Raw genomic sequence first — 13,175 nt, 5'->3', positions numbered from 1 at the left:
TTCGACAGATAATTTCATAGCTCTTTTAGACATAAAAAAACCCCCTATATAAGACTTGAAATAATTCAATGTCCTATATAGAGGTAGCATACCACTTTGGGACAGCCCCTTCTTGTTGGCGTTCACAATGCTCTGCTCCGGTGAACGGAGGCTTCGCCGGAGTTCAGCCATCATTCATCTTGCGTTCTCCGATAAGCACGGCTTCATCGGAGTTGCCGACGATAGTTACCGGTGAACTCCGGTGGTCGAAACCTTCACCGGAGGAGAGCACGCGTTCCGTTGGCCTCCTCCGGCCAACGGGCGCACCACAAAAAACGGGGCTGCCGCATCTGCGGACAGCCCCGTTTTTTGGTTGTAATCATAAGAATCAGTCGATCAGTTTCGCCAACTGCTCTTCGGGCAAGTAGAACGATACTTTGCCGCATTGTTGGCAAACAGCCGCTTCCAAAGCCGCTTTTGTGTGTCCGTTCAATGTTATTTCCTTCGCCAACTCAACAAGATAAACCCCTTGCGAATACAAACCTAAGCCTTCAATCAAATCAACGTTGCAATCTGTGCATTTAGCCATTGTATTTCCCCTGCTTTCTCTTCGATAATTGTCTATTATTTTGGAACATACGCCTTATCCATCATATCACGTTTTCCGGATGAAACTTTTTTCCAAATTATGAACTTTTCTATTGGGACAAGAAGAAATCCAAACCGCAGAATGCAAAAAGACGCCCCAAAATCATCAAAAATGATTTCGGGAACGCCTCTTTAGAGAAACCGTTCGTTTCCAATGAGCTTCATAAGCTCATATGACTGGGCTAGCTGGATTCGAACCAACGAATGACAGAGTCAAAGTCTGTTGCCTTACCGCTTGGCGATAGCCCAATGGTGGAGGGAGGCAGATTCGAACTGCCGAACCCGAAAGAGCGGATTTACAGTCCGCCGCGTTTAGCCACTTCGCTATCCCTCCATGAGCTTTCCTTAAAAAGCTGACCAACATATAATATACCAGCGGCAATTGAATTTCAAGTGGTTCATTTCAATTTTTAACAGTTTTTAATGCGGCGGAAACTCTGAAAAAAGCAAAAACTTCTGCACTCATAGGTTCCCCGACCGGAAAATGGAAATCAGCAACCAGATGCTGAACAGCCCGGCAATCACAAAGCCCGCTTGCCCCAGGAATTGCCCTCCCGGCGTACCGGACATGATGGCGGATGACAGCAACAAGCCGGCAACAATCAAGGAGATGACGACGCGATTGGACATTTTTTTGACGTCCTTCCACTTATCGTCCAGCTGATCGACATCGATCCGCAGCATGGTCCTGCCGCTTGCCGTCTGCTTCAGAAGGGCCAGCAGGCTGCTTGGGATTTCACTGCTGTCCTTGATGAAGGCATACCCCCTCAAAGCCAACTTTTCCGCAGAAAACCTCTGCATCAGCGTCGTTAGCGTAAAACTTTCCTTCAGATAGTCCTTCGCGATCGAAATCAGGTTCAGCTCAGGGGAAATTTCCAAAAAAACGCCTTCCAGTATCGACAAAGACTTCGCGAGGATCGTCAGATCGCTCGGAATGGCAATATTATGCCGTTTGAACATCCGGATGAAATCGGTGATGAATGTCCCCAGATTCACGTTCAGCATATTGTTCGAAAGATACATGTCGAAAAGCATCTCGACGTCGGCATACAGATTGCGCTTGTCAACCCGTCCTTTCGGTGTCCCCAATTCCAGACAGACTTTCACCATCCGATCCAGATCTTTCGAGGCCAATCCCTGAAGAATATCGTTCAGCGATTTTTTCGTTGTCTCCGAAAGATTGCCCATGATGCCGAAATCGATGAAATAGATTTTGCCTTCTTTGATGATCAGGTTGCCTGGATGCGGATCCCCGTGGAAAAAGCCGTCGTGGAATACTTGTTTCAGATACGCCAGCATCAGTTTGCGGCTGATGTCATCCGCATCATAGCCAAGCAAATCCAACTGTTCTCGGTTGGTGATTTTGGTGCCTTCGATGTACTCTTCCACCAGTATCCTGCGCGTAGTAAGCCCGGAATAGATTTTCGGGACGCCTATGCAAGCGATATTGGAGTTGAGGTCCCTGAAGCGCTGCAAGAGCTGTGCTTCATTGCGGAAATCCAGTTCGATCAAGGTGTTCGCCTTCACTTGCTCCAACGCTTCCTTGGGATCGATTACCTCAACCAATTCCTTCGGGATTTTTCTGCTGAGGCGGATCAGGATATCCAAGTCCCGGATCAATAGATCATCGATGATCGGGCGTTGCACTTTCACAACTACTTCTTCCCCTGTCCGGAGAACCGCCCGATGGACCTGCGCAATCGATGCACTGGCAAGCGGTTTTTCATCGATGGACAGGAAGGCTTCGCCTAATGAAAGTTTGGTTTCTTCCATAAAGATGCGTTCGACTTCCGCAAACGGAAATGCCGGCGCTTTGTCCTGCAGATGCGCCAGTTCTTCGACGAATGCCTGCGGGAGAATATCGATCCGCGTGGAAAGGATCTGGCCGATTTTGATGAAGCTTGGCCCGAGTTTCTCGAAAGCGAGACGAAGGTTCTCCGGATCTTGATCTTTTCGGCTTGGCTTCACCTGATTATGATAAAGGAATTGAAGCCCGTAAGAGGACAGGATCCGGACTATTTCATGCAGCCGTTCGTCTCTTGCCATCCTGACCCCTCCTTCATCTTTTGCGATTGCTTATTTGCTCAACAATTGATCCAGTTTGGCGTTGATCGCATCCATTTTGGCTTCCAGCGCCTGCACGTCTTCTTTTTTGGCGAACGGCAGATTATCAAGCTCCGCTTTCGTTGCCGGCACGATGCCCGAGGCTTTGCGGGTCAACTCCGTCTGCAGTTCTTTTCCTTCCAGGACCGTAACGCGCCCTTTTTCGACCATCTCATTAATCAGCTTTTCAGCCTTCTCGATCGAAGTGGAAGTCATGCCGACACCTGCTAAGAAAATTTTCTTTAATTCATCCATTTTACTCGCTCCTTTGATTGTTGGAATGGGAAAATCTGGAAAATCTTAGTGCTCATGGGAATGTTCATGCTCTGGGTGGCTGTGTTCATGTTCGTCTTCGTTGTTGCGGCGGATGCTGAATTGTTCCGGCACCGGATCGTATCCGCCTTTGACGAAAGGATGACATCTGAGAATGCGTGCGATTCCCATTAGGCTGCCCTTGATTGCGCCATGTTTTTGGATGGCTTGGACCGAATAGTTCGAGCAGGTCGGATAATACCGGCAGCTAGGCGGGAACAGCGGGGATATGACTTTCTGGTAACCACGTATCAAACCTATAAAAATTTTCTTCATGGCGGCTTCCTTTCTGGCTCTATACTGCTATTTTACCCTTTTTCTCCCTAAAATAAAATAATTGCGTATCATAATAAAAGGACTTCCGCTTCCGCTATTTTTTTTCGGAACTATTTGGTAGAATACCTATATATCGGCGCTTGCCGAAATGCAAACACAAAAGAGGTTGAGCACTAATGAATCCACAAAAAAATAAAACGTACCGCATCGCCATTCTGGGCATTCTGTCTGCGTTCATCATCATCCAGACATTCGTTCCCTTCCTGGGCAACATTCCCATTCCACCGCTGAATCCGACCATCATCCACATCACCGTCATCGTTGCCGCTTTCGTCCTGAGCACAAAGGATGGCATGCTGATCGGACTTGTCTGGGGCTTGGCGCGCATGGTCAAGGCCTACACCCTACCGGCTTCGCCGTTGGATCTGCTGCTCTGGACCAATCCGGTTATCGCCGTCGTGCCGCGTGTCATGGTAGGGCTTGTGGCCGGACTTGTTTTCCATGCTTTCCTGAAACGCAAACAGGAAAAACGCGGGATGGTCATCGCGGCCGTTTTGGGATCCTTGACTAATACAGTGCTAGTACTAGGATTCATCGCCCTTTTCTATGGCAATGAATACGCCACAGCCCTGAATGTGGATCCATCCAACCTGTTGAAGGTGTTGGCCGGCATCGTCGCAACCAACGGAGTCGGCGAAGCCGTCGCAGCCGGCTTGATCGCGCCATTCATCGCAAAGGCCTTGATGAAGGTCCGCAGAAAATAAGTATCAAAAAACGATGAGCCCCGTGGCTCATCGTTTTTATTTTGATTTCACTGCAATACCGGTTGAATGGCAAGCCACCCTTTGATGAGGGTCGGCATATTCAGGAACACCCAAGTCACAATCGATGCTCCTCCGATGCCATAGAAGTACAGCGTGATCGGCTTGAACAAGAGAAAAATGACCAGGAAACGCTTCATGGATATTTTCGTCAGACCGGCCACCATGCAGAGAAAATCATCCGGGAAGCCGGGAAGCGCAAAGGCTGAGGCCATCAGCCATTCGAAACGATTCCCTTTTATCAGCCAACCATAATATTTTCTGTAGGTTTCTTCCGAAACGAATGCTCTTACGAATGTTTTCCCATATTTGCGGGCCAAAATGAAATTGATGATCGAACCGATCAACACGCCGATGAAGCTGTATGCGAATCCCCACAATGGACCAAACACCAGCGGAGCCACCACGACTGTCACTCCGCCCGGAATGATGGGATAGACGACCTGGATAATTTGGATCAGCAAGAAAGTGAGAGGAGCATAGATACCCATTCCATCCAACAACGCTTTAAAACTGCCTTCAGCTTCAAAGAAGCCTGTCCGATAGATCCAAATGCCTAAGATGAGTGTCACGACTGTTCCCACTACCGTCAAAAACTGGACGATTCTGCGGTTCCATGCAATCCCTTGATGGGTGGTGTTCTCAAATTCCACTTCTTCACCTCTTATCCCTTTTTTGTGCTGCCCTATTTCCGATTATACCTGGCCAACATAAATTTTCTGTGAATTTATCTTATCGGTTGCGTGAATCGCAAACGTTGATAACGCTTCCTTTTTATACCTCTACACTATAACGCAAACGCTATGTGCCTGCCTCGGACAAAAGTCGGATTTTCTTAACCGATTATAAACACTTCCTGACGTTTTGTCCATAAAAAGAAAATTAAGATTTTCTTAGCAGCTAAAAGTAAACCTGACTTACGCTTACAGGCGGATCCGGCTGGAAAAATCATGGCAGCTGTGATACTTTCAATGTATAGAAACTTTTATAAGACAGGTGATTTATGGCAACAACATTCTCAAAGAACATCCGATCGACGTTGGCCAGTTCTTTCATAAACAGTTTGATCTATTCCTGCACGATCCCGTTCCTGGTCATCTATCTGGCCGGCATCTTCAATGCGCAGCTGACCGGCATGCTCGTCATGACCAATGTGGTCGTCAGCTTCTTGGCCGGCATCGTCGGTGGCTATCTAGCGGATAATTTCCAAAGAAAGAAAATCCTGTATCTTTTCCAGAGTCTGTATGGGGGCTCTTTGCTTTTGATCGCCCTCAGATTTTTAGGCCTGCTTTCGGCAGATGGATGGTTGATTCTCGGTTACCTCGTCTGCGGCATTTCCTTCAATCTGTATTCGCCTGCTTACGATGCCGTACTGATGGACTGTACCACCGTCGAAAATCGGAAACAAGCCTACCAATGGCAATATTGGACCTTCAATTTATCGATGGCGCTGGGATTTTCGCTCGGCGGGTTCCTTTTTCAGCACTTCCTGTTCCAATTGTTTCTGGTGGCCGGGATAGCGCAACTGGCGATGGCCTTGTTGTTTCGGAGCCAGTTGGACTACACGAATGCCACTGCGCAGAAACAGCATAATAACAGACTGAAGGACCTATTTTCGAACTACAGCATCGCCGCGAAAGATACCCGTTGGCTCTTTTTGATCCTTGGCATGGCGCTTTTCAACACAGCCGAATTTTCGCTGAAGACCTACACCGCCGTCCGGCTTTCGAAGGAGTTCGCAACGCTGACACTCTTCACGGTTCCGATCGATGGCGTCAGGATGCTCAGTCTACTGCAGGTCCTCAACACGCTGCTTGTCGTCGGGTTTACTTTCTTGGTCTCGCGCTTCACTGAAAAGAGATCCGAAAAGGCGACAATCCTTTACGGCCTTGTGATCTATGTCGTCAGCTATGGTTTGATTGCCGTCATGAACAATATCTATATCCTGATTCCGCTGATGATTTTCGCTACTATCGGCGAACTGGCTTCCGCCCCGAACATCAATGCCCGCAAAGTCGACCTCGTGCCGGAAGACAAGCAAGCTTCCTATTTGGCCTTCAGCTCACTATCTTACCAAGGTGCTGACTTATTGGCGGCTTTTGCCTTGACGCTCAGCGGGTACATCTCGGCCGGCTTCATCGCCGGCTATATCATCATTTTGGGATTGGTCGGAACCTCGCTCACCGTCAGCAGTCTGTATGGGCGCAAAAACAAAGGCAGATGATAAATCTACCCTTCCGCTGAATTGACTTATTGTTCATTCCGGTACTCCGACAAAGGAGGAAATCATGATGGAAATCGTAAAATGGCTGAATGATACGATTATCTGGGGACTCCCCATGCTGGTCCTGATGCTGGGGACCGGGCTGTACCTGACTGTCAAGACCAGAGCCGTCATCTTCACCCGCTTCGGAACGGTGCTGGCCAACACGCTGAAGACTGTTTTCCGGAGGCCGCAGGAAATCGAAGCCGGCACAATCACCCCCTTCCAGGCGGTCTGCACGGCTCTGGCCGGAACGGTCGGGACCGGCAATATCGTCGGTGTGGCTGTGGCCATCAGTGTCGGCGGTCCGGGCGCCATTTTTTGGATGTGGACCTCCGCCATCCTCGGAATGGTCACGAAGTATGCGGAAACCACCCTCGCGCTCGCCTACCGCGAAAAAAATGCGAAAGGCGAGTATGTGGGCGGCCCCATGTATTACATCAGCAAAGGCCTGGGCTTTCCCAAGTTGGCTTATCTCTTCTGCATATTCACGGCCTTTACCTCGATCGGCGGCGGCAACATCGTCCAAGCAAATGCCGTAGCCGGCAGCTTGAGGGATGCGGCATTAATCCCTACGTGGGTAAGCGGTCTGCTCTTGGCTCTTTTTGTGGCCTTGGTCGTGGTGGGCGGAATCAAACGGATCGCGAGCGTAGCGGAGAAATTGATTCCCTTCATGTCGCTGATTTACACTGGCTCGGCCATTTTTATCCTGATTGTGCAGGCGCGCCAGATCCCTTCTGCTCTCGCTATGATTGTTGCAGATGCGTTCACCGGCACGGCGGCTGTCGGCGGCTTTGCGGGGGCTTCCTTGATGTATGCGGCCCGGATCGGCGTTGCCCGTGGCGTTTTCACGAATGAAGCCGGACTCGGCAGCGCCCCGATCGCCCACTCCACCGCCGATACCGACCATCCGGCGCGCCAAGGCTGTTGGGGGGCTTTTGAAGTTTTCTTTGATACGATCATCATGTGTACCATCACTGCCCTGGTGATCATCATCAGCGGAACCTGGAAAGATGCCTCGATCGATGGCACCGAGATGTCCAACCGAGCTTTCAGCGCCGTCATCCCGGGCGGGGAATTCATCATTTCCATCGGCATCGTCCTGTTCGCCTTCGCGACCATCATCGCCTGGTATTATTATTCCGAAAAAGCGATCGAATATATCGCCGGCCAAAACACAATCCTTGTCTATCGGATCCTTTTCATCGGATCCATCGTCTACGGAGCCACCGCGACCGTGGATGTCGTCTGGGAGATTTCCGATTTGTCGAATGGGCTGATGGCCATCCCGAACCTGATTGCTTTGATAGGCCTGGTCGGACCCATCGTCGCCCTGACGGATGATTTCTTCGCTGATCCCGGAACGATCCGGCCGAAGCATCATTCCTATGCTTCCTTTCTTCAAATCAAAAACAGCTCAACCGGTAAGAACAAGGAGTAGAGGACTCAGAACTATTTTTCCCGGAGAGCCTAAAAAAGAGGAACCCGAGTCGCTCGGATTCCTCTTCTTTAATTTTGTTCATCCTTGGTGATCTCCAGAATGTGCTGGTGCCGTTCATCGATGTTTTGTTGGTCCAATCGTTCCGTGAAATTCGGACTCGTCAGATTGGACAGGTAATTGCTGTAATCCTTTATATAGCTTAACTTTTTCGGGTGAGCAGCATAAGCGACCGTCAACAAGGAGTCAAACAGGGCCACCACTCCTGAAATATCCATCTTCATATAATGAATCAGCTGCCAGTAGCTCTCATACAAGTCTTTGGGGAAATTATTGAAGTCATAGAACACGCAGCCGCTGTAACGCAATGTTTCCTCATCGAAGTCCTGCTTTTCCTCTCCCATCAAAACAAATCTTCCCGGCAGACGGGCAAATTTGACATCCAACAAGGCTTTGTAATGCAGGATATGGATTGCCGTATTCGGATCGTTGATTCCCGGCGAAACTGCCCGCAGCGCAATCTCAACCAATTTTTTGCGGGCAAAATTCGGATCGAACATCGTGGAAGGTTCCGTTTCGTAAGTCAAGCTGCGGTTCAGCACTTCCTGCAGCCGCGGCTCGTCCTCCAATTTCCGGTTCGTGTAAAAAATGGCCAACGGTTCATTGACGGACAGGAATTCACCGGTCCTGAAGTGCAATACCGTAATCCCCTCAAATTCTGTGCTCAGTTCCACCAAGCGTTCGAAGTTGATGTATTCCACATAACCATTCCTATCCGCTTGGACCGTGTACTGATGCAAAGTCTCCAATTGAGGCAGATGGTCAAACACCGGCTTCTCCTGAAAATATGCGATTGTCTCATCGACTATCGTATCCGCCTCTTTGTAGATTTTGTCCACCAGTTTTTCCAATTGTACGGACGTCGAAACATTATAGACGAACTTTATGAAGTAGACGACACAGGCTAGCGCATAAACTAGAGCGACTGTCGCGGAAATGACCAGGTATTCATTTTCCGAACTGCGCATAAAGAATAAGGAGGAAAGACAGTAAATGAAACCTCCAAGAAAAATTCCCAGCGTCTGCATTGAAGTCTTGTGCAAAAGAAAATTTTCCACCGTCCGTGGACTGAAGTTGGAGGAGTAGAAAGAAATGACGGACAGCATCGTAGCAAACGTAAAGGTTGCCACCGAAAAAAGGGACCCCGCCAACAGGCTCAGTATTGATTTGGCCAAGTTGACGCTCGTCAGCAAAAAGACCGGAAAATAATCCAAGGCCGTGATCAACCGCGTGTCGAGCAGAATGACCCCGATCGCCAGCACGAACGCAAAGAGTACACTGCCTCCCAAAGTCATCCACATCCGCTTTTCTTCAAAAGTAAGCCGTAATGCCTGCAGCATATCCCTAACCCCTTTCAGGAAAATACATGTTCGCATTTGTTTCCCTTATCATACCATATGCCTATTCTTTAAAAACACAAAAACGTTTCAAGCGCTTCCAATGAGTGCTATTATAGAGTCATCAAGAAACGGAGGAACGCACATGATCCATATCCTGTTATGCTGCGGCGGCGGATTTTCATCCAGCGCACTGGCGGCCAAAGTAAAAAAAGACATCCAACAATACCACTTGGAAGATAAATTTGAAATCGAATTTTCGCCGTTCATGATCGCCAACGAAAAAATGGACCGGTTCGATATCGTCGTCTGCTGCCCGCACTTGACCTATGACGTCAAAAAGATGGTGAAAAACGCCAATCCAGACAAACCCATCTACATCTTGCCGCCGCGCATGTACGGACTGATCGATATCCGCGAATTGTCTACTGACGTCATGGATGTACTCGAGATGTACAGCCGCAGCCCAATCAATCCTGTCCATTTCCCAGGCGAAGAAAACGTCATGCGCGTGACCCGATCCGTGGCCTACCGCCGCAGCAACGTCTCCTGAAAAAATGAGTATTCAAAAATAGGCATGCTGTTCAACGCGCTGCTTGTTTTGATGCTATCCCTGTCAGCCATCTTCTCCAAAAGGCAGAAGCGGAGTAATTGATCCCCTCTTAAGTATGTTGGGATTCATCCTCCGTGCCTCCGATGAAAATCTTCGATGCCCAGTTGGCAGGCTGATTTATCGCCGATCATCCGGAACATTTCAAAATAATCATGCGTGTCGAACGTTGCCGTGTCGATTGGCTCAATCCCGATCCTATCTCCGGCCCAGCTTCCGTTATCGTCAGTACGCTCTTCCGCTTGCGCCAACACAAAATAAGGCATCACATTTTTCGTGCGCTTAAACAAGCGTGTGTCGATGGTCATGAATAAGTGCGAATCATAGTTGATCAGCACAAACTGATTGATGAATCCATCCCACGCCTTCTTCCAGCGGATGATTTCGGACGGATCAATGGAGATAACGCTGATTCCCGCTTCTTCCCGGACCCTGCGCAGCAATTTTTTCGTATAGCTTTGGTAAAACGTATAGTGCTCTTGCTTCAGCAAATACTCTCTCACTTCTTTGGAATCGACAACCAAGGCGATCCGGTCGCCTTTCCATTCTTTCATCAGCAATTGGAAGAACACATATTGAAAAGGATTGCCCAACTGCGGATGCGTGTGGGACATACCCTCAACGCTGCTGTCCCCTTCCCAAGTTAGCCGCGCCGGGTCCATCATTTTCTTCTTGTCCAAATTGACCAATAAATGCTGCTGTTCTGTTTCCTTCAAATTGATTGCCTCCTCTATTAGTTCTTTCACTTAATAGATACGTACCGCAGAGGCAATCCCTTTTCCAACCGTGAAATTTTTCTAAAAAAGAGGATAAAAAAACAGATACATCAACCGTCATGAAAGACCGGATGTATCTGTTTAGAATTAGTATGCCGGCTGCAGGATTTGAACCTGTGACCTCCGCGTTACGAGTGCGATGCTCTACCAACTGAGCTAAGCCGGCTTATTTGTGAATCCACTCAATATATGAACCACAACAAAATAATTATAAATAAATTTTATCGATTTGTAAAGAGGACAATTTCGTCAAATTGAAATTGCCCTCTTTGCATACCTATAGAAATCCTTTTGCAGAGGTCAGCACGACAACAACAGCTTCCATCAAAACTTTTAATCTTTAGCAGCCTTATTCCTTAATTCATGGATACGCTGGAGATCATATGGCGTTTCTTGATAAACAAAGTAATTCAGCCAATTCACGAAGAGGATATTGGCATGACCGCGCCAACGTACCACAGGACGCTTGCTCGGATCGTCATCAGGGTAATAATTGATCGGGATATTGATGGGCCGATCCAAAGCGACGTCACGCTTGTACTCCTTATCGAGCGTATCAAAATCGTATTCGGCATGACCCGTCACAAACACGAAACGGTTGTCCCTGCTGCGGACAACGCTGACCCCTGCCTCTTCGGATGTCGCCAGGATTTCAAGCTCGCTGCAGGCCTCTATATCCGCATTGCGGACATCCGTATGGCGGGAATGCGGCATGAAAAACTCATCATCAAAACCGCGGAGCAACATCGTTCTGCTGTCGGTGATCCTGTGCTTGAACACACCGAACAGTTTTTCCTTCAATGGGTACTTTTCGATATTGTAGTGATGATACAGACCCGCTTGGGCTCCCCAACAGATGTGCATCGTTGAGAAAACATGGCTGGCTGACCACTCCATGATGGACACCAATTCCGGCCAGTATTCCACCTCTTCAAAGGCAAGATTCTCCACAGGCGCACCCGTAATGATCATGCCATCAAAGTATTGATCCTTGATGTCCGAAAAGGTCTTGTAGAAATAGTCCAAGTATTGCTCGGAAACATGCTTGGAATCATAGCTTTCCATCCTCAATAAGGTCACTTCCACCTGCAGGGACGTGTTCGAAAGCAAACGGATGAACTGGGTTTCCGTGGCTTGTTTTGTAGGCATCAAATTCACGATGATGATTTTTAACGGACGGATATCCTGTGTAACTGCCCTCAGCTCGTCCATGACGAAAATATTCTCTTTGGCCAACTCTTTGATGGCGGGCAAATCCTTCGATACTTTGATCGGCATATTTTCCACTCCTTTATAATTAAACAGTTCCTCTTGACTCTTCAACAGCTCGCTTATGCACAAAAAAGCTCTCCTCACCACAGTCTTGCGACCATGGGACGAAAGCTTCGCGTTACCACCCATTTTTATAAGGACTTCACAATCCCTACCTCAAAAAGTACATAAAGTGATTGCGTGATCGCATATCCCTTTTATACTCTGCAGAATATCGCCTGCGTACGTAATCGAGCTGATTATTCACCCGATTAAAGGCTCCAAGACCATCTTCACTCTGTTCCGGTACGCTCTCTTTCACCAAATCAGGAGCTCTCTTTATGTACTTCCCAAAGTTACTCTTCTCATCGCTGCCCATTCTATTGTCAGATAAGCCTTGCACTAATATAATTAAATTATCATCATTTCTTAATCTTGTCAATAGGTAAAACCGATCACCGCTGAACGCCATCGTAAACAGGTGCACTGACTTTGCCGAATTTCTCGGCAACAAAAAAATAGCGGGCCGGAACTACTTCCCCTAATTCCGACCCGCTACTCTCATCTATATTAAAATAAGAGAGAACAGTTTTATATTTCTGCCTTGATATCGGCATACTTTTCGCGTTTGCGATCGAACATCGCCACAACATATGAGCAGCGCGGAACAATTTTCTTGCCCTCAGCCCGCATTTCTTCAACAAGGCGGTCCAGTAACATCTCAGCGACACCTTGCCCTCTCAATGAGGAATCAACATAAGTATGGTTGGCTATGACTTTATCTTCGCCATAAGGTGCGTAAGTAATTTCAGCTATCATACATTCGTTTTCATCATTCAAAGCGAAGCCATTTTTGGTCTTAACAAAATCTTCCATGCTTTATTTCCCTCACCTTCTGACAACTATCTTTAAACATAGTTTAGCACGGTTCCTCGATTTTATATAATAAATCGACTCAAACCGGGTAAGCCCAGAAGCAAACAAAAAAGACTATCGACACTTTCATCGACAGCCTTCTGATTATTTATATAAAAACATGCGCGGCAATGTCCTACTCTCACAAAGGGAAACCCTTCACTACAATCGGCGCTAAGAAGCTTAACTTCTGTGTTCGAGATGGGAACAGGTGTGACCTTCTTGCCATCATCACCGCACATGGTGATTCTGATATATAAGTTTTATTTCAAAAAAAAAGCGCGGCAACGTCCTACTCTCACAAAGGGAAACCCTTCACTACAATCGGCGCTAAGAAGCTTAACTTCTGTGTTCGAGATGGGAACAGGTGTGACCTTCTTGCCATC

General features: G+C 47.9%; 13 protein-coding genes, 3 tRNA genes and 2 rRNA genes. 4 read left to right on the top strand and 14 right to left on the bottom strand.

Annotation, left to right across the window (positions count from 1 at the left end; translation table 11 throughout):
* Positions 1-367 precede the first annotated feature (367 nt).
* The 6 genes from C8U37_RS14010 to yidD all read right to left on the bottom strand — a co-directional run bounded on the left by C8U37_RS14010 (position 368) and on the right by yidD (position 3,318).
* Complete coding sequence (locus C8U37_RS14010) at positions 368-568, bottom strand: hypothetical protein (protein WP_108033824.1); 201 nt, start codon at positions 566-568, stop codon at positions 368-370.
* Between the two features lie 236 nt (positions 569-804).
* Positions 805-876, bottom strand: a tRNA-Gln gene (locus C8U37_RS14005).
* 1 nt (position 877) lies between these two features.
* Positions 878-961: transfer RNA gene (locus tag C8U37_RS14000), tRNA-Tyr, on the bottom strand.
* 128 nt (positions 962-1,089) lie between these two features.
* Complete coding sequence (locus C8U37_RS13995) at positions 1,090-2,673, bottom strand: ABC1 kinase family protein (RefSeq protein WP_108033823.1); 1,584 nt, start codon at positions 2,671-2,673, stop codon at positions 1,090-1,092.
* A 30-nt stretch (positions 2,674-2,703) separates the two neighbouring features.
* Positions 2,704-2,985 carry a phasin family protein gene (locus tag C8U37_RS13990; protein ID WP_108033822.1) on the bottom strand — a complete coding sequence of 94 codons (282 nt, stop codon included), beginning with the start codon at positions 2,983-2,985 and terminating at the stop codon, positions 2,704-2,706.
* A gap of 45 nt (positions 2,986-3,030) precedes the next feature.
* Positions 3,031-3,318, bottom strand: coding sequence for a membrane protein insertion efficiency factor YidD (yidD, locus tag C8U37_RS13985; RefSeq protein ID WP_108033821.1), 288 nt, complete (start codon positions 3,316-3,318; stop codon positions 3,031-3,033).
* A 176-nt stretch (positions 3,319-3,494) separates the two neighbouring features.
* On the opposite strand from yidD, the gene C8U37_RS13980 reads away from it, so the two are divergent.
* The gene (locus C8U37_RS13980) at positions 3,495-4,082 is read left to right on the top strand and encodes an ECF transporter S component (RefSeq protein ID WP_108033820.1); all 588 of its coding nucleotides are present in this window, start codon (positions 3,495-3,497) and stop codon (positions 4,080-4,082) included.
* A 47-nt stretch (positions 4,083-4,129) separates the two neighbouring features.
* Here C8U37_RS13980 and C8U37_RS13975 read toward each other — a convergent pair whose 3' ends face one another.
* Positions 4,130-4,792: a TVP38/TMEM64 family protein gene (locus C8U37_RS13975; protein WP_245879851.1), complete on the bottom strand. Its 663-nt coding sequence runs from the start codon at positions 4,790-4,792 to the stop codon at positions 4,130-4,132.
* Positions 4,793-5,142: 350 nt separating this feature from the next.
* Here C8U37_RS13975 and C8U37_RS13970 point away from each other — a divergent pair, with 350 nt between their 5' ends.
* A complete protein-coding gene (locus C8U37_RS13970; RefSeq protein WP_108033819.1) occupies positions 5,143-6,363 on the top strand; it encodes an MFS transporter in 1,221 nt (406 codons plus the stop codon).
* A gap of 64 nt (positions 6,364-6,427) precedes the next feature.
* Positions 6,428-7,843, top strand: coding sequence for an alanine/glycine:cation symporter family protein (locus tag C8U37_RS13965; RefSeq protein WP_211306278.1), 1,416 nt, complete (start codon positions 6,428-6,430; stop codon positions 7,841-7,843).
* A 68-nt stretch (positions 7,844-7,911) separates the two neighbouring features.
* On the opposite strand, the gene C8U37_RS13960 is transcribed toward C8U37_RS13965, so the two are convergent.
* Positions 7,912-9,240, bottom strand: a complete 1,329-nt coding sequence (locus C8U37_RS13960; RefSeq protein WP_170100320.1) for a DUF2254 domain-containing protein — start codon at positions 9,238-9,240, stop codon at positions 7,912-7,914.
* 142 nt (positions 9,241-9,382) lie between these two features.
* On the opposite strand from C8U37_RS13960, the gene C8U37_RS13955 reads away from it, so the two are divergent.
* On the top strand, positions 9,383-9,790 hold the full coding sequence (locus tag C8U37_RS13955; protein WP_108033816.1) for a PTS sugar transporter subunit IIB: 408 nt from the start codon (positions 9,383-9,385) through the stop codon (positions 9,788-9,790).
* Positions 9,791-9,915: 125 nt separating this feature from the next.
* Here the strand turns inward: C8U37_RS13955 and C8U37_RS13950 are convergent, their stop codons facing one another.
* The 6 genes from C8U37_RS13950 to rrf (C8U37_RS13920) all read right to left on the bottom strand — a co-directional run.
* Complete coding sequence (locus C8U37_RS13950; RefSeq protein WP_108033815.1) at positions 9,916-10,563, bottom strand: hypothetical protein; 648 nt, start codon at positions 10,561-10,563, stop codon at positions 9,916-9,918.
* 153 nt (positions 10,564-10,716) lie between these two features.
* A tRNA-Thr gene (locus C8U37_RS13945) sits at positions 10,717-10,789 on the bottom strand.
* 167 nt (positions 10,790-10,956) lie between these two features.
* Positions 10,957-11,901: a homoserine O-acetyltransferase MetA gene (gene metA, locus C8U37_RS13940; protein ID WP_108033825.1), complete on the bottom strand. Its 945-nt coding sequence runs from the start codon at positions 11,899-11,901 to the stop codon at positions 10,957-10,959.
* A 564-nt stretch (positions 11,902-12,465) separates the two neighbouring features.
* Positions 12,466-12,750 (bottom strand): GNAT family N-acetyltransferase, encoded by a 285-nt coding sequence (locus C8U37_RS13930; protein ID WP_086986298.1) that lies wholly within the window; start codon positions 12,748-12,750, stop codon positions 12,466-12,468.
* Positions 12,751-12,912: 162 nt separating this feature from the next.
* Positions 12,913-13,028: ribosomal RNA gene (rrf, locus tag C8U37_RS13925) — 5S ribosomal RNA — on the bottom strand.
* Positions 13,029-13,068: 40 nt separating this feature from the next.
* A 5S ribosomal RNA gene (rrf, locus tag C8U37_RS13920) occupies positions 13,069-13,175 on the bottom strand; the annotation flags it as partial.

Origin of the sequence: Trichococcus patagoniensis, assembly GCF_003051085.1 — a bacterium.
Lineage (GTDB): Bacteria > Bacillota > Bacilli > Lactobacillales > Aerococcaceae > Trichococcus > Trichococcus patagoniensis.
Note: the sequence above shows the minus strand (reverse complement) of the source record. Positions and strands in the feature narration are given on the sequence as shown.

Bases quoted from the DNA above. Each gene is read 5' to 3' on its own strand.
- C8U37_RS13970 (WP_108033819.1), top strand. From the start codon at position 5,143: ATGGCAACAACATTCTCAAAGAACATCCGATCGACGTTGGCCAGTTCT.
- C8U37_RS13955 (WP_108033816.1), top strand. From the start codon at position 9,383: ATGATCCATATCCTGTTATGCTGCGGCGGCGGATTTTCATCCAGCGCA.
- metA (WP_108033825.1), bottom strand. From the start codon at position 11,901: ATGCCGATCAAAGTATCGAAGGATTTGCCCGCCATCAAAGAGTTGGCC.
- C8U37_RS13990 (WP_108033822.1), bottom strand. From the start codon at position 2,985: ATGGATGAATTAAAGAAAATTTTCTTAGCAGGTGTCGGCATGACTTCC.
- C8U37_RS13965 (WP_211306278.1), top strand. From the start codon at position 6,428: ATGATGGAAATCGTAAAATGGCTGAATGATACGATTATCTGGGGACTC.
- C8U37_RS13930 (WP_086986298.1), bottom strand. From the start codon at position 12,750: ATGGAAGATTTTGTTAAGACCAAAAATGGCTTCGCTTTGAATGATGAA.
- C8U37_RS14010 (WP_108033824.1), bottom strand. From the start codon at position 568: ATGGCTAAATGCACAGATTGCAACGTTGATTTGATTGAAGGCTTAGGT.
- yidD (WP_108033821.1), bottom strand. From the start codon at position 3,318: ATGAAGAAAATTTTTATAGGTTTGATACGTGGTTACCAGAAAGTCATA.
- C8U37_RS13995 (WP_108033823.1), bottom strand. From the start codon at position 2,673: ATGGCAAGAGACGAACGGCTGCATGAAATAGTCCGGATCCTGTCCTCT.
- C8U37_RS13980 (WP_108033820.1), top strand. From the start codon at position 3,495: ATGAATCCACAAAAAAATAAAACGTACCGCATCGCCATTCTGGGCATT.
- C8U37_RS13960 (WP_170100320.1), bottom strand. From the start codon at position 9,240: ATGCTGCAGGCATTACGGCTTACTTTTGAAGAAAAGCGGATGTGGATG.